This is a genomic window from Mycolicibacterium novocastrense, from assembly GCF_001570485.1.
Lineage (GTDB): Bacteria > Actinomycetota > Actinomycetes > Mycobacteriales > Mycobacteriaceae > Mycobacterium > Mycobacterium novocastrense.
Genome location: NZ_BCTA01000069.1, coordinates 114571 through 133293 on the forward strand (window position 1 = coordinate 114571; position 18723 = coordinate 133293).

19 protein-coding genes are annotated in these 18723 nt (G+C 66.4%); 13 read left to right on the forward strand and 6 right to left on the reverse strand.

Features of this window, described 5'->3' with window-relative positions:
• Positions 1–3: 3 nt before the first annotated feature.
• Positions 4–588, reverse strand: coding sequence for a TetR family transcriptional regulator KstR2 (gene kstR2 / locus RMCN_RS22795; RefSeq protein ID WP_064348195.1), 585 nt, complete (start codon positions 586–588; stop codon positions 4–6).
• A gap of 106 nt (positions 589–694) precedes the next feature.
• On the opposite strand from kstR2, the gene RMCN_RS22800 reads away from it, so the two are divergent.
• The 4 genes from RMCN_RS22800 to RMCN_RS22815 are packed head-to-tail and all read left to right on the forward strand — an operon-like array spanning position 695 to position 2736.
• Positions 695–1207, forward strand: coding sequence for a hypothetical protein (locus RMCN_RS22800; RefSeq protein ID WP_067393944.1), 513 nt, complete (start codon positions 695–697; stop codon positions 1205–1207).
• Positions 1208–1256: 49 nt separating this feature from the next.
• The gene (locus tag RMCN_RS22805) at positions 1257–1568 is read left to right on the forward strand and encodes a DUF2563 family protein (protein WP_067393946.1); all 312 of its coding nucleotides are present in this window, start codon (positions 1257–1259) and stop codon (positions 1566–1568) included.
• Positions 1569–1585: 17 nt separating this feature from the next.
• On the forward strand, positions 1586–2140 hold the full coding sequence (locus tag RMCN_RS22810) for a hypothetical protein (RefSeq protein ID WP_067393948.1): 555 nt from the start codon (positions 1586–1588) through the stop codon (positions 2138–2140).
• A complete protein-coding gene (locus RMCN_RS22815; protein WP_067393950.1) occupies positions 2140–2736 on the forward strand; it encodes a hypothetical protein in 597 nt (198 codons plus the stop codon). Before RMCN_RS22810 ends, RMCN_RS22815 begins: the two co-directional genes overlap by 1 nt.
• Here RMCN_RS22815 and ipdF read toward each other — a convergent pair.
• Together ipdF and ipdE1 are read right to left on the reverse strand one after the other, a co-directional pair.
• On the reverse strand, positions 2733–3521 hold the full coding sequence (gene ipdF, locus RMCN_RS22820) for a (5R,7aS)-5-hydroxy-7a-methyl-1-oxo-2,3,5,6,7,7a-hexahydro-1H-indene-carboxyl-CoA reductase (protein WP_064347925.1): 789 nt from the start codon (positions 3519–3521) through the stop codon (positions 2733–2735). The genes RMCN_RS22815 and ipdF overlap by 4 nt on opposite strands.
• Positions 3518–4669, reverse strand: coding sequence for an acyl-CoA dehydrogenase IpdE1 (ipdE1, locus tag RMCN_RS22825; protein WP_064412776.1), 1152 nt, complete (start codon positions 4667–4669; stop codon positions 3518–3520). The genes ipdF and ipdE1 overlap by 4 nt, the downstream gene beginning before the upstream one ends.
• A gap of 47 nt (positions 4670–4716) precedes the next feature.
• Between ipdE1 and fadD3 the strand changes: the two genes are divergently transcribed.
• Genes fadD3 through RMCN_RS22865 form a run of 8 tightly spaced genes read left to right on the forward strand, consistent with a single transcriptional unit; the run spans position 4717 to position 13703 of the window.
• Positions 4717–6261, forward strand: a complete 1545-nt coding sequence (gene fadD3 / locus RMCN_RS22830; protein WP_067393959.1) for a 3-((3aS,4S,7aS)-7a-methyl-1,5-dioxo-octahydro-1H-inden-4-yl)propanoate--CoA ligase FadD3 — start codon at positions 4717–4719, stop codon at positions 6259–6261.
• Complete coding sequence (locus RMCN_RS22835) at positions 6261–7385, forward strand: acyl-CoA dehydrogenase family protein (protein WP_067393961.1); 1125 nt, start codon at positions 6261–6263, stop codon at positions 7383–7385. Before fadD3 ends, RMCN_RS22835 begins: the two co-directional genes overlap by 1 nt.
• A gap of 4 nt (positions 7386–7389) precedes the next feature.
• On the forward strand, positions 7390–8346 hold the full coding sequence (locus RMCN_RS22840) for an acyl-CoA dehydrogenase family protein (protein ID WP_067393963.1): 957 nt from the start codon (positions 7390–7392) through the stop codon (positions 8344–8346).
• The gene (gene ipdE2 / locus RMCN_RS22845; protein WP_067393965.1) at positions 8343–9284 is read left to right on the forward strand and encodes an acyl-CoA dehydrogenase IpdE2; all 942 of its coding nucleotides are present in this window, start codon (positions 8343–8345) and stop codon (positions 9282–9284) included. Before RMCN_RS22840 ends, ipdE2 begins: the two co-directional genes overlap by 4 nt.
• Before the next feature lie 36 nt (positions 9285–9320).
• A complete protein-coding gene (locus RMCN_RS22850; protein WP_067393969.1) occupies positions 9321–10046 on the forward strand; it encodes a PhnD/SsuA/transferrin family substrate-binding protein in 726 nt (241 codons plus the stop codon).
• Positions 10043–11197: a pyridoxal phosphate-dependent aminotransferase gene (locus RMCN_RS22855; protein ID WP_067393971.1), complete on the forward strand. Its 1155-nt coding sequence runs from the start codon at positions 10043–10045 to the stop codon at positions 11195–11197. Before RMCN_RS22850 ends, RMCN_RS22855 begins: the two co-directional genes overlap by 4 nt.
• Before the next feature lie 13 nt (positions 11198–11210).
• On the forward strand, positions 11211–12377 hold the full coding sequence (locus tag RMCN_RS22860; RefSeq protein WP_067393974.1) for an MFS transporter: 1167 nt from the start codon (positions 11211–11213) through the stop codon (positions 12375–12377).
• Positions 12378–12422: 45 nt separating this feature from the next.
• Positions 12423–13703: an HNH endonuclease gene (locus tag RMCN_RS22865; RefSeq protein WP_067393977.1), complete on the forward strand. Its 1281-nt coding sequence runs from the start codon at positions 12423–12425 to the stop codon at positions 13701–13703.
• Here RMCN_RS22865 and RMCN_RS22870 read toward each other — a convergent pair.
• Genes RMCN_RS22870 through RMCN_RS22880 form a run of 3 tightly spaced genes read right to left on the reverse strand, consistent with a single transcriptional unit; the run spans position 13684 to position 17686 of the window.
• Entirely contained in the window at positions 13684–15582 is a 1899-nt protein-coding gene (locus tag RMCN_RS22870) for an acetoacetate--CoA ligase (RefSeq protein WP_067394295.1), read from the reverse strand. The two genes, RMCN_RS22865 and RMCN_RS22870, sit on opposite strands and share 20 nt — an antisense overlap.
• Positions 15579–16325 (reverse strand): 3-hydroxybutyrate dehydrogenase, encoded by a 747-nt coding sequence (locus RMCN_RS22875; protein ID WP_067393979.1) that lies wholly within the window; start codon positions 16323–16325, stop codon positions 15579–15581. Before RMCN_RS22875 ends, RMCN_RS22870 begins: the two co-directional genes overlap by 4 nt.
• Positions 16322–17686 carry an MFS transporter gene (locus RMCN_RS22880; protein WP_067393981.1) on the reverse strand — a complete coding sequence of 455 codons (1365 nt, stop codon included), beginning with the start codon at positions 17684–17686 and terminating at the stop codon, positions 16322–16324. Before RMCN_RS22880 ends, RMCN_RS22875 begins: the two co-directional genes overlap by 4 nt.
• Before the next feature lie 70 nt (positions 17687–17756).
• Here RMCN_RS22880 and RMCN_RS22885 point away from each other — a divergent pair, with 70 nt between their 5' ends.
• Complete coding sequence (locus RMCN_RS22885) at positions 17757–18713, forward strand: LysR family transcriptional regulator (protein ID WP_067393988.1); 957 nt, start codon at positions 17757–17759, stop codon at positions 18711–18713.
• The last annotated feature ends 10 nt before the right edge of the window (positions 18714–18723 follow it).

Genomic DNA, 18723 nt, shown 5'->3' on the forward strand with positions numbered 1-18723 from the left:
TCCTCATTTTTTCGTGATGCCACCAAGAACGATAGCGAGATACTGACGGCCGACCTCTTCGGCCGTGAGCGGTCCGCCCGGCTGATACCAGCGGACTGAAACCCAGGTGGTGTCGCGGATGAACCGGTACACCAGATCGACGTCGATGTCGGGCCGGAAGTAACCCTCTTCGACGCCCTGGTTGAGCAGGTCCAGCCACATCTTGCGTTGCTCTTTGTTGCGCTGATCCACGTAGGAGAACCGCTCCTGCCCGGACAACCGCTTGGCCTCGTCCTGATAGATGACGACCTGCGCGTGCCGGTGCTCGATCGCCTCGAACGAGGTCATGAACAGGCCCTTGAGTCGCTCCAGCGGGTTGGGTTCGGTGTCGACGATCTCCTGGTAGCGGGTGAACAGCCAGTCGAGGAAGCCGCGCAGGACCTCGTCGACCATCTCCTCCTTCGACGAGAAGTGGTGATACAGGCTGCCCGAGAGGATGCCTGCGGAGTCGGCGATGTCGCGCACCGTGGTCGCGCGCAGGCCCCGTTCGGCGAACATCGTCGCGGCGAGTTCGAGTAGCTCGTCCCGACGCGTCGGGGGCTGGCTCACCGGCTGCTTCTGTGGCACCTGATCCACCGACACAGCGTATCAACCAAGCGCTTGCTCGGCTACTGCCGTGTGCGTTCTCAAACCCGAGGGTCGGTACACATGAGCGGTGACCGACGCGCCCCGCCAGCCCTCTGGATTCTGGAACCGACTGACCCGGCGCACGAAGATCCTCGTCCTCGTCGACGTCATCGTATTGGCGACATTGCTGGTAGCGGCCGTGCTGTACGTCACGGATCCATGGTCCGATTCTTCATCGGAAACCATCGCCACGTCGGACACAACCACAGCCGCGCCTCAATCGCCGTTGCGCACTCGCTACGGCCTTGCTTGGATCACGGCAGCCTGCGGCAGTCGTATGGTGTTGGAGGATTCGCCTCAGTCGCCGCTACCCCAAGCGATCGATTACGTCGCGTGCATTGCGCCCGGAACCATCGACACGATCGTCATCGGGGCGTACGACGACGAGGACACCCTCGACGGTGACCTCGCCGGGATGCGCACAGCGCACCGCCATGCCACTCATGTAGACGACAACGGCAAGCATTGGCTCGTGGTCGTCGAGGGCGACAGCGACGTGCCCCTGGAGCCCCTGAGACGCTACGGCTTCCGCATTGGTTGACCCGGAATCTGTGCGCGGAACCCTCGTGGCATCCGCTTAGGCTCGAATCATGTTCGTCGATACCGAGATGCTGCGGATGGGAGCCGACTTCGCCAAAAGCGCCGGTGAGATCGTGAAACGGGGTGCAGAGGAGTTCGCGGCCACGTCGCTGCCCGCTGGGATCTTCGGTAACTTCGACGCCGCGCACGAGTTCCACAACGCCTTGGGCCGAGCGCACGAAGCACAAGCCGCGACCATGCGTTGGCACCACGCCACCTTCGACGGTTTCGCCACCAAGGCCAGCGACGGAGCCACCACTTTCGATCAACGAGACGAGTCCGGCGCGGCGGCGGTGCGTTCGGCCGGCGAAGCCATCACCTGACTGATAAGGCCACGGCGATGGTCAATCAAACTGAAGCTCTGACACGGGAGTTGGTGATATCCCGCGTACAGGAGCAGTTGATGCGGGCCGGTATGTCGTCCGAAGGTGCCGCCGCTGCAACCGACAGCATGGCGCGGGGCATCGTCCCGCAAGATCTCGCGGACGCGGCATCTGCTGCAAACAAACCAATCGCGGGTGGGGCGAAGGCTTTTGACTATCTCGCTCAATCGCTGCCCACCGGCGAGCACTGGAAGCCCGATGTGACGACTTTCTCGCCAAGCGATGTCGAAGTGCTCAAGAAGGTCGGAGGCAACCTAGGGGTGGCAGGGAACCTCGTCGACTTCGGCGTCGGAATCTACGAATGGCGAACGGGAACACCACTCGGCGAGGTTGCTGCCAAGACCGGTGGTGGCATGGTGGGTGCCTCAGGAATGGCTGCCGTCGGCGCATGGCTCGGGGCCCCTGCAGGTCCAGTAGGTGTTTTCGCGGGCGCGTTCATTTTGGGTTCCATCGGGTCCCTCGGCGGCGAGCAGATCGGCGAAACGATTCATCAGAAAATGGCTGGTAATTGATGAACGACTTCTTCATGTTTGTCGCTTTCGGCGGACTCGCCATCGCGATTGTCGCGGGATGGCTGCCCCTGCATATCGGGCGCATCGTCTACTGGTCCGGCGCCGTCATAACGACTGTGTCGGTGTTCTTCATGGCCTATCCCCACGACTGGGGGCCGGGACTGATGATGTCGCTCTTCGCCGCATGTGCTATCACCGGCGTGGCATACGTCCACACCGAGTTCATCTCTATTCGCGGCAAAACCTTCTCGCTGTTCGCCGACCCGAACACGATCGACGACTACGGACTCGGATTGACCCCCTCGAAGACGTGGTGGCTGACAGTGTTGGGGGTGGCGATACTCGTTACAAGCGGTGTGTCTTATGTCGCCGACGGCGCTGCGGCCTGGCTCCCGGTTGGCATGGGCGCCATCGCCGTGTTCATCGCCGTCTCGCTCGGATACCGCGATGCGTTGGCCCGCAGGGTCATCGCCGCTGGACAGAAGATACAACTCGGGCTCTTGACGGTGCTGACCCTCGGCGCCTTCCCAATCCTTTATCTGATCGCCTACAAGGCTGGTACACGGCGGACCGCCGACAGGCGGATCACCGGCTAGGCCCGCTGGCTCGACACCGAAATCACTTCTCCAGTCAGGTAACTCGAGTAGTCGCTGGCCAGGAACGCGATGGTGGCGGCGACCTCCCACGGTTCGGCGGCGCGTCCGAACGCCTCCCCCTCCGACAACCGATCGAGCAGGTCTGCCGAGCTGGTTTTCTCCAGGAACTTATGCCGCGCGATGCTCGGCGAGACAGCATTGATGCGCACGCCGTACTCGACGGCCTCGATCGCACTGCACCGGGTCAGCGCCATCACGCCGGCCTTGGCCGCGGCGTAATGCGATTGTGAATGCTGTGCGCGCCAACCCAATACGCTGGCGTTGTTCACGATCACGCCGCCGTGGTCGGCTTCGCGGAAGTACCGCAGCGCCGCCCGCGTCGCGCGCATCACCGACGTGAGCGTGACATTGAGGACGCGATCCCATTCTTCGTCCGTCATGTCGACGACGGGTGTCTGCCCGCCGAGGCCGGCATTGTTGACCAACACGTCGAGCCGACCCATCCGCGCCGTCGTCGAGGCGACCAGCGCATCCACCTGCGCGGTGGAGGTGACGTCGCAGACGACACTTTCGACCCGCCCCAACCCGAGTTCGAGCAACTGATCGCGAGCCTCGCCGAGCCGCCGCTCATGATGGTCGGAGACGACCACGTCGGCACCCTCGAGCAGCGCCCGGCGCGCCACCGCGGACCCGATTCCGGTGCCCGCGGCGGCCGTCACGACGACGACCTTGCCGGTCAGCAGGCCGTGTCCCTCAATCTCTTTCGGGGCTTCTGACAGGTTCACGAAGGCCTGACCTCTCGGGGTAGGCCGAGCACCCGCTCGGCGATGATGTTGCGCTGCACCTCGTTGGACCCGCCGTAGATCGTGTCAGCGCGCGAGAACAGGTACAGCCGTTGCCATTCGTCGAAGTCGCCGTCGGTCAGCGTCAGACCTTCACGACCGAGCACGTCCATCGCGATCTCGCCGAGTTCGCGATGCCAGTTGGCCCACAACAACTTCGACACATTATCTTGACCCGCTTGTTCCACGTCCATCGTCGCCAGCGCATACGAGCGCATCGTCCGTAGTCCCACCCAGGACCGGGTCAACCTCTCGCGGATCAGTGGATCGTCCGCCGCGCCAGTTCGTTTCGCCAACTCCGCGACACCGGACAGCTCACGTGCGTACTCGATCTGCTGGCCCAGCGTCGACACGCCGCGCTCGAAGGTCAGCGTGCCCATCGCCACGCGCCAGCCGTCGCCCGGTTCACCGACCACCAGGGACGCGTCTGTGCGGGCGTCGTCGAAGAAGACCTCGTTGAACTCCGAGTCACCGGTCAGCTGGACGATGGGCCGGATCTCCACACCCGGCTGATCCAGCGGCACCAGCAGGTACGACAGGCCCGCGTGTCGTTTGGAGCCCTTCTCGGTGCGGGCGACGACGAAGCACCACTGCGCCCAGTGCGCAAGCGATGTCCACACCTTCTGCCCGTTGACCACCCACTGGTCGCCGTCGAGTTCGGCGGTGGTCGACACGTTGGCGAGGTCGCTGCCGGCACCCGGCTCGGAATAGCCCTGACACCACAGCTCGGTGACGTCGAGGATCTTCGGCAGGAATCGCTTCTGCTGTTCGGGGGTGCCGTACGCGATCAACGTCGGCCCGAGCAACTCCTCACCGAAGTGGTTGACCTTCGCAGGAGCGTTCGCGATCGCGTACTCCTCGTAGAACGCCACCCGGTGCGCAACCGACAGCCCGCGACCGCCGTGCTCTTCTGGCCACCCCAGACACGTCAATCCGGCCGCCGCCAGGTGCTGGTTCCACGCTCGGCGTTCCTCGAAAGCCTCGTGCTCCCGGCCCGGCCCGCCGAGGCCCTTGAGTGCGGCGTACTCCCCGACCAGGTTGTCGGCGAGCCAGTCGCGGACCTCGGCCCGGAACTCCTCGACCTCAATCACCCTTGTAGGCTAACCTACCAAGCACTTGCTTTGTTAGAGGAGCAGCGATGAGTTCGGATCCAAGGACCATTCCCCAGGTCTTGGACCGTATTGCCGACCGGTTTTCCGACCACAATGCACTGGTCACGGAACATCGCACCGTCACGTTCGCCCAGCTACGCGACGAGGTCCGCAGAGCGGCCGCGGCCATGATCGACCACGGCATCAACCCCGGTGACCGCGTCGCGATCTGGTCCCCCAACACCTGGCACTGGGTGGTCGCCTGCCTGGCCACCCACTACGCGGGCGGCGTCGTCGTCCCTCTCAACACCCGCTACACCGACAGCGAGGCCACCGACATCCTCTCGCGCACGGGCGCCCCGTTGCTGTTCGCATCGGGTGAGTTCCTCGGTGCCGACAAGGCCGCCTCCATCGACCGCTCCGCACTGCCGCAGCTACGCCACGTGGTCCGGGTGCCGGTCGACAAGGACGACGGCACCTGGGACGAGTTCGTCGCGCGGGGCACCGACCTGGACGCCGTGGATGCGCGCGCCGACGCGGTGCAATCCGACGACGTGTCCGACATCTTGTTCACCTCCGGAACCACCGGCCGCAGCAAGGGCGTGCTGTGTGCACACCGCCAGTCGCTCGACGCACCGGCGGCGTGGGCCGAGTGCGGCCGGCTGGCAAGCGATGACCGCTACCTGTGCATCAACCCGTTCTTCCACAACTTCGGCTACAAAGCGGGAATCCTTGCCTGCCTGCAGACCGGCGCCACGCTGATTCCCCAGTTGACGTTCGACCCCGAGAAGACGATGTCGGCCGTTCAGGAACACCGAATCACCGTGCTGCCGGGGCCGCCGACGATCTACCAGACGCTGCTCGACCATCCCAAGCGCGCCGATTACGACCTGACGTCGCTGCGGTTCGCCGTCACCGGCGCGGCGACCATCCCGGTCGTGCTGATCGAGCGGATGCAAACCGAACTCGACATCGACATCGTGCTGACCGCCTACGGCCTCACCGAGGCGAGCGGTTTCGGGACGATGTGCCGTCCCGACGACGACGCTGTCACCGTGGCCACCACGTCGGGCCGGCCGATCGCGGATTTCGAACTGCGCATTGACAACCCCGGCGAGGACGACGCCGGCGAGGTGTTGCTGCGGGGACCGAACGTGATGCTGGGCTACCTCGACGACCCCGAAGCCACCGCGGCGGCCATCGATTCCGACGGTTGGCTGCACACCGGTGATGTCGGCACCGTCGACGAGAACGGCAACCTGCGCATCACCGACCGCCTCAAGGACATGTACATCTGCGGCGGGTTCAACGTCTACCCCGCCGAGATCGAGCAGATGCTGGCGCGGCTCGACGGGGTGGCCGAAGCCGCGGTGATCGGCGTGCCCGACGACCGGCTCGGTGAGGTCGGCAAGGCCTACGTCGTGGCCAAGCCCGGCGCCCAACTCGACGAGGACGCCGTAATCGCCTACACCCGGCAGCATCTGGCGAACTTCAAAGCTCCCCGCTCGGTCGAGTTTCTCGATGCGCTGCCGCGAAACCCCGGGGGCAAGGTAGTCAAACCGCTGCTGCGTGAGAGGGCTGGATCTTCCTGATGGACCTGAATTTCGACGACGCGACCCTCGAGTTCCAGGCCGAGGTGCGCGAGTTCCTGGCCAAGAACAGAGACAAGTTCCCCACGAAGTCCTACGACACCGCAGAGGGTTTCGAACAGCACAGGCGTTGGGACAAGGTGCTCTACGACGCCGGGCTGTCCGTGATCACGTGGCCGGAGAAGTACGGCGGCCGCGACGCGAGCCTGCTGCAGTGGGTGGTGTACGAGGAGGAGTACTTCCGTGCCGGTGCCCCCGGCCGCGCCAGCGCCAACGGCACGTCGATGCTGGCGCCGACTCTGTTCGCCCACGGCACCGAGGAGCAACTCGACCGCGTTCTGCCGAAAATGGCCAGCGGCGAGGAGATCTGGGCGCAAGCCTGGTCGGAGCCCGAGTCGGGCAGTGACCTGGCGTCGCTTCGGTCGACGGCCACCAGGACCGACGGCGGCTGGCTGCTCAACGGGCAGAAGATCTGGAGTTCCCGCGCGCCGTTCGGGGAGCGCGCCTTTGGGCTGTTCCGTTCCGACCCCGAAGCCGAACGCCATCGCGGCCTGACGTACTTCATGTTCGACCTCAAGGCCGACGGCGTCACGGTCCGACCCATCGCGCAACTCGGCGGTGACACCGGTTTCGGTGAGATCTTCCTCGACGACGTGTTCGTGCCCGACAACGACGTCATCGGCGACGTACACGAGGGCTGGCGCGCAGCGATGAGCACATCGAGCAATGAGCGCGGTATGTCACTGCGAAGCCCGGCCCGCTTCCTGGCCCCCGCTGAACGGCTTGTGGCGCAGTGGAAAGAGAACCCGGACCCGGCCTATGCCGAGCGGGTGGCCGACGCGTGGATCAAGGCGCAGGCCTACCGGCTGCACACGTTCGGCACGGTGACGCGCGTTGCCGCGGGCGGTGAACTGGGTGCCGAGTCCAGTGTGACCAAGGTGTTCTGGTCGGACCTCGACGTTGCCATCCACCAGACCGCGCTGGATATGCGCGGTCCCGACGCCGAGCTCGCCGACGGCTGGACCGAGGGGTTGTTGTTCTCGCTCGGCGGACCGATCTACGCGGGAACCAACGAGATTCAGCGCAACATCATCGCCGAGCGCCTGCTGGGCCTGCCGCGAAAGTAACCACATGAACTTCGAATTGGACCAACAGCAGCGCGATTTCGCCGCCAGCATCGACGCCGCGCTCGGCGCCGCCGACCTGCCCGGTGCGGTTCGGGCCTGGGCCGCCGGGGACACGTCGCCGGGCCGCAAGGTGTGGGCGCAGCTGACCGATCTCGGCGTCACGGCGCTCCTCGTGCCGGAGAAGTACGACGGCATCGAGGCTCATCCGGTCGACCTGGTGGTCGCCGCCGAGCGGCTCGGCCGGTGGTGCGTTCCCGGCCCGGTGGCCGAATCCATTGCGGTCGCGCCGATTCTGCTCGCCGACGACGAGCGTTGTGCCGGCTTGGCGTCCGGTGAGCTGATCGCGACCGTCGCCCTGCCGCCACAGGTACCCAGGGCCGTCGACGCCGACACCGCGGGCCTGATCTTGGTGGCGGCGGACGGCGAGGTACGTGACGGCACCGCAGGGACCCAGCACGAATCGGTCGACCCGAGCCGAAAGCTGTTCGACGTCAACGCTTCAGGTGACGGCAGGGCGGCCGACGTGGCGCGTGCCTATGAGTTCGGTGTGCTTGCCACGGCGGCCCAACTGGTGGGCGCCGGCCAGGCGATGCTGGACATGTCGGTCGAATACGCCAAGCAGCGCAGCCAGTTCGGCAAGATCATCGGCACCTACCAGGCGATCAAGCACAAACTCGCCGACGTGCACATCGCGGTGGAGCTGGCCCGGCCGCTGGTGTACGGCGCGGCCCTGTCGCTCGCCGAGAACTCGGCCGACACGGCGCGTGATGTGAGCGCCGCCAAGGCCGCGGCCGGCGAGGCGGCGCTGCTGGCGGCTCGCTCCGCGCTGCAGACACATGGCGCGATCGGATTCACCCAGGAGCATGACCTGTCGTTGTGGCTGCTGCGTGCGCAGGCGCTGCGCTCGGCGTGGGGAGATCCCGCCGTCCACCGTCGGCGCGTACTGGAGGCCCTCTCATGAGTGAAGAACGCCAATTGCTGCGCGAGACCGTCGCTGCTCTGGTCGACAAGCACGCCTCACCCGCTGCGGTACGTGCGGCGATGGAATCCGAACGGGGATACGACGAATCGTTGTGGACGCTGCTGTGCGAGCAGGTCGGCGCGGCAGCGCTGGTGGTGCCCGAGGAGCTGGGCGGCGCGGGCGGTGAGCTCGCGGATGCGGCGGTCGTGCTCGAGGAACTCGGCAAGGCGCTGGTTCCGACTCCGTTGTTGGGAACCACTCTCGCGGAGTTGGCATTGCTGGCCGCAGATGAGCCGGACACCGAAGCGCTCGAGGGTATGGCCGAGGGGACCCGGGTCGGCACGGTGGTCTTCGACCCCGACTATGTGATCAACGGCGACATCGCCGACGTGGTGGTCGGTGCGGACGGTGACCGGTTGACCCGGTGGACCGAGTTCACCGCGACACGACTGGACGCGATGGACCTGACCCGCCGGCTGGCCGGCCTCGAGGTTCAACAGAGCACCGATATCGCCGCGGACCCGGGACTGGCCGACACCGCCGCGCTGCTGCTGGCCGCCGAGCAGATCGGTGCCGCATCGCGTTGCCTCGATCTCACGGTGCAGTACACCAAGGACCGGGTGCAGTTCGGCAGGCCCATCGGCAGTTTCCAAGCACTCAAGCACCGGATGGCCGACCTGTACGTCGCGGTTCAGTCCGCGCGTGCGGTGGTCGACGAGGCGATCGCCGCGCCGTCACCGACCTCGGCCGCCCTGGCCCGGTTCTCGGCGAGCGAGGCATTCACCAAGGTTGCCGCCGAAGCCGTGCAGATGCACGGCGGTATCGCGATCACCTGGGAGCACGACATCCAGCTCTATTTCAAGCGCGCACACGGCAGTGCACAGTTGCTCGGGCCGCCGCGCGATCACCTGCGCCGCCTCGAATCCGAGGTGTTCTAGCGTTGGCCGGTGGGCTTGCGACGTAGGCTCGCGGCAATGTTGAGCTTCGTCGTGGATCGAAACCTCGGCCTGCCCGCCTGCGACGAGCCGTGGACCACACTTCTCGCGGCAGCCGGGATCACCGCGACCGAGAGCACCGACCTCGCGGGCATCGACCGGGCGCTGGCGCACCATCAGCCGGACATCGCGTATGTCCCGGCACCCAGCCTGCACCGCTTGCTCCGAAGCGGTGATGACCATTACCGCGGCCTGGCGATCGCAACGTCGAAGTTCACCGGCGAGCCCCGCCAGACCAGCGTGCTCGTGGTCCGCCGCGACGACCCGGCTACCGGACTGGACAACCTGGCCGGCGCGCAATGCGGTTACATCAACACGTCGTGCACATCGAGCTACTTCGCTCCCGCCATTCTGTTCACCGGGCAGCCCCCGATGCATTTCGTTGCGGTTCCCCCCTGGCAGGGACAGATCGACGCCGTTGTCGCCGGCCGGGTCCGGGCGACGATGGTCCTCGAGGATGTATGGAAAACCACACCCGAGAACGCGTCGACGACCAGGATCGTCGCTCGATACGACAACTGCAGGCCGCCGGTCGTCCTCGTCAGCGAATCACTCGACAAAGCCTCCTGTGCAACGCTTCTCGAAGCTCTGATCACCTGGGCGCCCGACTGGAAGGGCGTGTACGGCGCCTTCAAGCCGTTTTACTACGCCGACGTGCACGGGTTCTTCCACGATCTCGACCAGGTGACGGAGTGCTCCCGATGAGCGTCGCTCTACGCGCGGGGATTCCGCCCTTCTACGTCATGGACGTGTGGCTGGCCGCCGCCGAACGGCAGCGCACCCACGGCGACCTCGTCAACCTGTCGGCGGGCCAACCCAGCGCGGGCGCTCCTGCAGCCGTGCGGGCTGCGGCCAAGGAGGCGCTGGAGACCACCGTACTGGGCTATACCGTCGCGCTCGGAATCCCGGAACTGCGCGCGGCCATCGCGCATTCATACCTGGATCGCCATGGGCTGCAGGTGGATCCGGATGACGTGGTCATCACCACGGGCTCGTCGGGTGGCTTCCTGCTGGCGTTCCTGGCCAGCTTCGACGTCGGCGACCGGGTGGCGATCGCCAGCCCGGGCTACCCCTGTTACCGAAACATCCTCTCCGCGCTGGGTTGCGAGGTCGTGGAGATACCCTGCGGCGCCGCAACCCGCTTCCAGCCGACGGTGCAGATGCTCGAGGAACTCGATCCGCCCCTACACGGCGTCATCGTCGCCAGTCCCGCCAACCCGACCGGCACGGTGATCCCGCCGGACGAGCTCTCCGCGATCGCTTCCTGGTGCGCGTCGCGCGGGGTGCGCCTGATCAGCGACGAGGTGTACCACGGTCTGGTCTACGAGGGTGCTCCCGCCGTCAGCTGCGCCTGGGCGACATCGCGGGATTCGATTGTGGTGAACAGCTTCTCGAAATACTTCGCGATGACCGGCTGGCGGCTCGGCTGGCTGTTGGTGCCGAAGGAGCTGCAGCGGGCAGTCGACCGTCTCACCGGAAACTTCACCATCTGCCCGCCGACTCTGCCGCAGTACGCCGCCGTCGCGGCGTTCACCCCGGAGTCCATCTCGGAGTCCGACGCGCTGCTGCACCACTACGCTGCCAACCGCGGGATGCTGCTCGACGGGCTCCGGGGCCTCGGTATCGACCGCCTGGCGCCGACCGATGGGGCGTTCTACGTCTACGCCGACGTCTCGCATCTGACCTCGGATTCGCTGTCGTTCTGTTCGAAGTTGCTCGCCGACACAGGAGTCGCGATCGCACCGGGTATCGACTTCGACCCGACCCGCGGCGGATCCTTTGTCCGGCTGTCGTTCGCGGGTCCCTCGTCGGACATCGACGAGGCCGTGCGACGCATCGGCGCGTGGTTGGCCTGAGGTTGCGCGCGGTATGAGCGGCACCGCTGCGCGCGCACCGCTGTTGGCGGCCGGCTTCACCACGGCCTTCGGGGCACATGCCGTGGCCGGCATGCTCGGCACGACCACCACCGGCACCGCCGCCTCACTGCTGACGCTCGGTGCGCTGCTCGCGATCTACGACGGGGCGGAGGTGGTGCTGAAGCCTGTTTTCGGGACACTGGCCGACCGCATCGGCGCGCGCACCGTGCTCATCGCCGGGTTGCTCATCTTCGCCGCGGCGTCGGCGACGTACGTGGTGGCCGACGATCCGGCGTGGCTGTGGGTGGCGCGATTCGGCCAGGGCATCGGCGCGGCCGCCTTCTCCCCTGCCGCCTCCGCCCTCGTCGCGCTGCTGACCCCGGCGGGCTCCCACGGCCGCGCCTTCGGCACCTACGGGTCCTACAAGTCCGTCGGTTACACGCTCGGGCCGCTACTGGGCGGATTGATCGTGACACTCGGCGGTTTGCAACTGCTTTTCGCAGTGCTGACCGTCCTCGGCGCCGGCGTCGCACTGTGGGCCGCTTCCGCGGTACCGGCCGTCACTCCGCAGCCGCGGCGACGTCAGACTCTGCTCGACACCCTGCGCAGATTCACCGAAAGCTCCTTTGTCACTCCGACACTCGCGCTGGCCGCAGCCACAGCGGCCCTGTCGGCTGGTGTCGGTTTCCTTCCGGTTCTCGGTACGCAGGCCGGCCTGAGCCCGGTCGTGACCGGCGCCGTCGTCTCTGTGCTCGCGCTGGCCACCGCCGTTGCACAGCCCGTAGCCGGGCGCTTGTTCGACGCCGGAAGGATCACCCTGGGGGCCGGCATCGCGTGCGGATTCGTGCTCACCACTGCCGGTGTGGCCAGCGCGATGTTGCCCGGCCTCACCGGACTGCTGTGTGCCGCCGTTGTGATCGGTGTGGGCTGCGGCGTCATCACACCACTGGCCTTCACGATGCTGGCGCAGACGACGCCCGCGGAGCGCCTCGGCCAGACGATGGGCGCCGCGGAGATCGGGCGGGAGAGCGGTGACGCCGCGGGTCCCCTCATCGTCGCATCGATCGCGGCGGCTTCCTCGGTACCACTCGGATTCGTTGGGCTGGCCGTTATCGTCACCGCGGCAGGCGCGGCCGCGGCCGGTTCTGAGCGACGCCGCGGGCGTACGATGCCGCGCTGACCAGGCCGCAGTCACTTGTCGGTGCCCGTGTGTAGCGTCTCGGGCATGTTCGAATATCAGTTCGATGTGGACCCGGGTGCTTCCGAGGCGGACTTACGGGACGCAGTCGAGCGATTCGAGCGGTTGAAGTCCTGCGCCGCCGCGGCACAAGCCCGCGCGACCGTGCTGTGGAAGGAGAAACGCCGCGCCGCCGAAGAGGCCGCGGGTGTGCCCGCGAACCGTCGGGGCCGCGGCTTGGCGACAGAAGTCGCACTCGCACGACGCGATGCGCCGGTGCAGGGAGGCCGTCACCTGGGCTTCGCCACGGCTCTGGTTGACGAGATGCCCTGCACCCTGGCGGCTTTGGAGTCCGGAGTGCTCTCGGAATGGCGCGCCACCCTGATCGTGCGCGAGTCAGCTTGCTTGAGTGTCGAGCATCGTCGCCGACTGGATGCGGAGATGTGCCGCGACACCGCGCGTCTCGAGGGGTGGGGTGACAAGCGGATCGCCGCGGAAGCCAAGAAGATTGCCTGTGCGCTCGACGTCGAAGCGGTCGTGGATCGCAGCGCCAAAGCCGCTGCCGACCGATGCGTCACCATCCGTCCGGCCCCCGACACGATGACGTGGGTTACCGCCCTGCTGCCCGTCGCGCAGGGTGTCAGTGTCTACGCGGCGTTGAAACGCGCCGCCGACACCACGTTCGATGACAGGTCTCGCGGGCAAGTGATGGCCGATACCTTGGTGGAACGGGTCACGGGGTGTCCGGTCGAGCAGCCCGTGCCGGTGACGCTGAACCTCGTGATGGCCGACACCACACTGTGGGGTGAGGACGATTCACCCGCGTGGCTCGACGGATACGGTCCGCTACCGAGTTCGATCGCGAGAGCACTGACCGTTGATGCGGCCACCGCCGCCGCCGCCAAGGCGATGCTGCGGCGTCTGTACCGCCATCCGGTCAGCGGTCAGCTCGTCGCAATGGAATCCCAAGCCCGCACCTTCCCAAAGGGTTTGGCGGCATTCATCGGAATTCGAGACCAGACGTGCCGCACTCCTTACTGCAACGCACCGATACGCCACCGCGACCATGCGGTGCCGCGGCACCGAGCCGGGCCTACGAGTGCGTTGAACGGGCTAGGCGAATGCGAGGCCTGCAACTACGCCAAGGAAGCGCCCGGCTGGTCGGTGGTGACCAGTGATCGCGACGGCCTACACAGCGCCGAGTTCACCACGCCCACCGGCGCAACGTATCGATCGACCGCACCGCCGCTGCCCGGTCCACCCGTGCGATACGTCAGCATGATCGAAGGCCGGCTCAGCATCGACCTGGTCACGTTCGACGCTGCGTGACGTACCAGTCGAGCAGATCCGGGTCGTCGACGGCGCTGCGCTCGACCACCTTCGCGGCGTCGGCTCCCTGGAACAGCTTCTTGATCGGCACCTCGAGCTTCTTGCCTGTGCGGGTGTGCGGCACACCTGGTGCGGCGATGATCTCGTCGGGCACATGCCGCGGCGAGACTTCCTCGCGAACGGTGTTTTTGATGCGGTCGCGAACCTCGTCGGTCAGTTCGGCACCCTCGGCGAGGACCACGAAGAGGGGCATCCAGTATCCGCCGTCGGGTTCGTCGACGCCGATGATCAAGGCTTCCGCCACCTCGGGCAGGCGTTCGACCGCCTGGTAGATGTCGGCGCTGCCCATCCGGATGCCGTGCCGATTCAAGGTCGAGTCCGAGCGGCCGTGCACGATGATGCTGCCGTGGTCGGTGATGGTGATCCAGTCGCCGTGTCGCCACACACCGGGGAACATCTCGAAATACGCTGCGCGGTAACGCGACCCGTCGGGATCGTTCCAAAACCCGACCGGCATCGACGGCAAAGGCTGGGTCACCACCAGCTCGCCGACCTCGTTGCGCACCGGGTTGCCGGACTCGTCCCACGAGTCCAGCGCGCATCCGAGGTACGGGGCCGACAACTCACCCGGCCACACCGGGACCGTGCGGACCCCGCCGATGAAAGCGGACACCACGTCAGTACCGCCGCTGATCGACGACACCTGGACATGCTCACCGACGTTGTCGCGCAACCACAGTGACGATGACGGAGGCAGCGACGAGCCGGTGATGCCGACCGTGCGCAACGCCGACAGGTCGTGCTCCTTGCGTGGCACCGCGCCGGCCTTCGCGCAGCCCAGCACGTAGCCCGGGCTCGTCCCCAGCACGGTCGCCTTGACCCGCGCCGCGATCTCCCAGAGCGCATCCGGACGCGGTGCGTTGGGACTGCCGTCGTAGCAGACGATCGTCGCCCCGACCAGCAGGCCGGCCACCTGAAAGTTCCACATCATCCAGCTGGGGCTGGTGTACCAGAAGAAGGTGTCGTCAGCTCCGATGTCCGACTGCAGGCTCACGGCTTTGAGGTGTTCGACCAGCACACCGCCGTGCCCGTGCATGATGCCCTTGGGCAGCCCGGTGGTGCCCGAGGAGAACAGGATCCACAGCGGGTGGGCGAAGTCGACCGGTGTCGTGGTCAGCTCCTTGCTGCTGCTGCCCGCGAGGTCGGGTGCCATCACCGTCGCACGCAGCGTCGGCAATCCCTTCTGCAGCGCGGCGATGTCGGCGCCCTTGTCGTGGAACTTCCCGCCGTAGGTATAGCCGTCGGTGGTCACCAGCACCGTCGGTTCGAGCTGACCCAGGCGGTCGAGCGCGGCCTTCGCCGAATAGTCCTGGCCGCAGGCACTCCAGATCGCACCGAGGCTGGCGGTGGCGAGGAATGCGATCACGGCCTCGGGAATATTAGGCAGATAGCCCACGACCCGGTCGCCGGCGCTCACACCGAGGTCACGCAGCGTCTGTGCGAACGCCGCCGTACGTCCCAACAACTCGCTCCACGACACATCGACCGGATCCCCGCCCTCGCGCAGGTACACGATGGCGGGCCGGTCCGACCGGGCATTGCGAATCACCTGGTCGACATAGTTGAGCTGTACCCCCGGGAACCACTGCGCCCCAGGCATTTCAGCGGATGCGAGCACCTTTTCCGGTCGGTCACCGAGGTCGAAGTAGTCCCACAACGCGGCCCAGAACGCATCCGGCTCGTCGGTCGACCACTGCCACAGCGACTCGTAGTCGGGGTGGTTTCGGCCGGTGCGGCGCTGCACGAACTGTGCGAAGTCGGTGACCCGCGCTCCGGCGACATCGGCTTCGGTGGGTGTCCATTGCGGGGTGGCGGTCATCGGGCGCTCCACCCGCCGTCCATCGTGTACGACGCTCCGGTCACCATCACCGCGTCCGGCGAGGCGAGCCAGGTCACCAGGGAGGCAACTTCTTCGGGTTCGACAAGTCGCTTGATCGCGCTCTCCTTCAACAGAATGTCGGCGACCACCTTATCCTCGTCGATGCCGTGGGTGCGGGCCTGATCGGCGATCTGCTTGGTCACCAGCGGGGTCCGCACATAACCGGGGTCGACGCAGTTGCTCGTGACGCCGTGCGGACCGCCTTCCAGAGCCGTCACCTTCGACAACCCCTCCAACCCGTGCTTGGCGGTGACGTAGCCGCTCTTGTACTCCGAGGCGCGCAGACCGTGCACAGATGAGATGTTGATGACGCGCCCGAACTTGCGCTCGTACATGTGCGGCAACGCCGCACGGATCAACAAAAACGGCGCTTCGAGCATCAACGCGAGGATGAAGCGGAAGCGCTCGGGCGGAAACTCGTGGATTGGGCTGACATGCTGTACCCCGGCGTTGTTGACCAGGATATCGGTCTGCAGCCGAAGCTCCTCGAGCGCTGACACATCGGAAAGGTCTATCGCCCAGGCTTTTCCATCGATTTCGTCGGCGACTTTGTTAGCGCCGCCCTCGTCGAGGTCCGCGACGGTGACCGTCGCCCCACGCTGGGCCAAGGCACGCGCACAAGCCGCGCCGATCCCACTGGCGCCGCCGGTGACCAAAGCGGTGCGCCCGTCGAGATCGCTCATACGACACCCGCTTTGGCGAGTTGCTCACGATCGGCTGCGTCCAGTGTCGCGAGATCGAGGCCCTTGGTCTCACGGTTGAACAACGCGGCCACCAGGGTGATCAGCGAAGCGCCCGCGAGATAGAGAGCGATCGGCACCGCCGAGTCGAATTTGTCGAGCAGCCAGGTGGCGATGGCCGGCGCGAGCGATCCGGCGACGATCGATGTCACCTGATACCCGAGGGAGACACCGGAATACCGCATGCGGGTCGGGAACATCTCGGCCATGATCGCGGGCTGCGGTGAGTACATCAGCGCGTGGATGACGAGCCCGAGGATGATGGCGGCCATGATCAGCGCGTAGGAACCACTGTTCATCATCGGAAACGCGAAGAAGCCCCACGTGCCTCCGAGGATCGCCCCGACGATGTACACCGGCCGTCTGCCGAACCGATCGGACAACCGCCCCACTTGCGGGATCACCACAAAGTGCACCGCGTGCGCGACCAGCAACCACCACAGGATGTCGCTGGTGTCCGCGCCGACGTGTGTCTTGAGGTAGACGATCGAGAAGGTGACCACCAGGTAGTACATGATGTTCTCGGCGAACCGCAGGCCCATCGCGGTGAAAACGCCACGGGGATAACGCTTCAGCACCTCGACCACGCCGTACGAGACGGCCTTGACGCGCTCGACCTCTTCTTGTGCGGCCACGAAGATCGGAGCATCGGTGACTTTGGTCCGGATGTAGTACCCGATCAGCACGACCACCGCCGACAGCCAGAACGCGACCCGCCATCCCCAGGACAGGAACGCCGTCTCCGGCAGCGCGGCGGTCAACACCAGCAAGACGACGGTGGCGAGCATATTGCCCACCGGCACCGCCGCTTGCGGCCAGCTGGCCCAGAAGCCGCGCCGGTCGTTGGGGCTGTGCTCGGCGACCAGCAGGACCGCGCCACCCCATTCACCTCCGACCGCGAAGCCCTGCATGAACCGCAGGACCACCAACAGGATCGGCGCCCACACGCCGATCTGCGCGTAGGTCGGCAAGCACCCCATGAGGAAGGTGACGGCGCCGACGAGCAGAATCGCGAACTGCAACAGCTTCTTGCGCCCGTACTTGTCACCGAAGTGACCGAAGACGATGCCGCCCAGCGGCCGTGCCACGAATCCGACGGCGTAGGTCAGGAGTGCGGCGATCAGGCCGCTGGCCTCACTGGTGCTTTCTGCGAAGAACACCTTGTTGAAGACGAGAGTGGCGGCGGTGGCGTAGAGGAAGAATTCGTACCACTCGACGACGGTGCCTGCCATCGAGGCGACCACGACGCGTTTGAGTCCGGTGGGGACCGGCGCGGCGCCGCTGTCGGGGTTGGTGACGCCCATCGCAGACTCCTTCGGGTTGTGATGGCAGACAAGTCGCCTGTGAGTATTCCCGCAGATAGGTCACCGGGCAATGGCGAAAGGTGCAGGGAGTATCTGCAAAAATGCACATATGACCCAGCCGTCGGGTCGGCGACGACCGAGCGCCGATGACCTCCTGGTGCTGCTGGCGGTCGGCCGGTCGGGCCGGTACAACGCGGCCGCGGAGGAGCTGGGCCTCAACCACACCACGATCTCCAGGCGTATCGCCGCACTCGAGGAGTCGGTGGGTGGACGCGTGCTGGCCCGCGGCGCGGGCGGATGGGAACTCACCGAACTCGGACGCGAAGCGCTGGCCGCAGCGGAGGTCATCGACTCGGCCGTGCGCTCGCTGGCCGTCGACCCCGCCGGCGAACGTGCGCTCGAGGGCGTCGTCCGGATCTCGGCCACCGACGGCTTCTCCGCCTACATCGCGGCGCCCGCCGCCGCGCGTGTGCAACGGCAACATCCCAATGTGGCCGTCGAGATCGTCGCCGCCACCCGCCGCGCGACCCAGCAGAGGTCCGGGCTGGACGTCGAGGTCGTCGTCGGCGAACCGCGAGTGCATCGGGCCAGGGCGATCAGGCTCGGTGATTACTGCCTCGGCCTCTACGGCTCCCGTGACTACCTGGCCGAGCACGGTACGCCGATCACCGTCGCCGACCTGAACCGTCATCCGCTGGTCTATTTCATCGACTCGATGTTGCAGGTCGACGACCTCGATGCGGCGACGAGTTTCGCACCCGCGATGCGGGAGTCCGTCACGTCGACGAACGTTTTCGTCCACGTTGAGGCGACCCGCGCCGCCGCGGGACTCGGGCTGCTGCCCTGCTTCATGGCCGACCGCCACGCCGATCTCGTGCGCGTCCTGCGCAGCGAGGCGTCGGTGCGGCTGACGTACTGGCTCGTCACCCGTGGTGAAACACTGCGCCGGCCCGAGGTGGCGGCCGTCGTGGACGCGATCCGCGACAGGATGCACGACCAGCACGACGTGTTGCTGGGCAAGGGTTAACGTCGTCGGT

What these genes read in the sequence shown, in the direction of transcription:
- RMCN_RS22815 (WP_067393950.1), top strand. Translation starts at nt 2,140, where the DNA reads ATGAACGACTTCTTCATGTTTGTCGCTTTCGGCGGACTCGCCATCGCG.
- RMCN_RS22810 (WP_067393948.1), top strand. Translation starts at nt 1,586, where the DNA reads ATGGTCAATCAAACTGAAGCTCTGACACGGGAGTTGGTGATATCCCGC.
- RMCN_RS22865 (WP_067393977.1), top strand. Translation starts at nt 12,423, where the DNA reads ATGTTCGAATATCAGTTCGATGTGGACCCGGGTGCTTCCGAGGCGGAC.
- RMCN_RS22855 (WP_067393971.1), top strand. Translation starts at nt 10,043, where the DNA reads ATGAGCGTCGCTCTACGCGCGGGGATTCCGCCCTTCTACGTCATGGAC.
- ipdE2 (WP_067393965.1), top strand. Translation starts at nt 8,343, where the DNA reads ATGAGTGAAGAACGCCAATTGCTGCGCGAGACCGTCGCTGCTCTGGTC.
- RMCN_RS22870 (WP_067394295.1), bottom strand. Translation starts at nt 15,582, where the DNA reads ATGACCGCCACCCCGCAATGGACACCCACCGAAGCCGATGTCGCCGGA.
- RMCN_RS22805 (WP_067393946.1), top strand. Translation starts at nt 1,257, where the DNA reads ATGTTCGTCGATACCGAGATGCTGCGGATGGGAGCCGACTTCGCCAAA.
- RMCN_RS22840 (WP_067393963.1), top strand. Translation starts at nt 7,390, where the DNA reads ATGAACTTCGAATTGGACCAACAGCAGCGCGATTTCGCCGCCAGCATC.
- RMCN_RS22875 (WP_067393979.1), bottom strand. Translation starts at nt 16,325, where the DNA reads ATGAGCGATCTCGACGGGCGCACCGCTTTGGTCACCGGCGGCGCCAGT.
- RMCN_RS22850 (WP_067393969.1), top strand. Translation starts at nt 9,321, where the DNA reads ATGTTGAGCTTCGTCGTGGATCGAAACCTCGGCCTGCCCGCCTGCGAC.
- RMCN_RS22885 (WP_067393988.1), top strand. Translation starts at nt 17,757, where the DNA reads ATGGCGAAAGGTGCAGGGAGTATCTGCAAAAATGCACATATGACCCAG.
- RMCN_RS22880 (WP_067393981.1), bottom strand. Translation starts at nt 17,686, where the DNA reads ATGGGCGTCACCAACCCCGACAGCGGCGCCGCGCCGGTCCCCACCGGA.
- RMCN_RS22860 (WP_067393974.1), top strand. Translation starts at nt 11,211, where the DNA reads ATGAGCGGCACCGCTGCGCGCGCACCGCTGTTGGCGGCCGGCTTCACC.
- RMCN_RS22835 (WP_067393961.1), top strand. Translation starts at nt 6,261, where the DNA reads ATGGACCTGAATTTCGACGACGCGACCCTCGAGTTCCAGGCCGAGGTG.
- fadD3 (WP_067393959.1), top strand. Translation starts at nt 4,717, where the DNA reads ATGAGTTCGGATCCAAGGACCATTCCCCAGGTCTTGGACCGTATTGCC.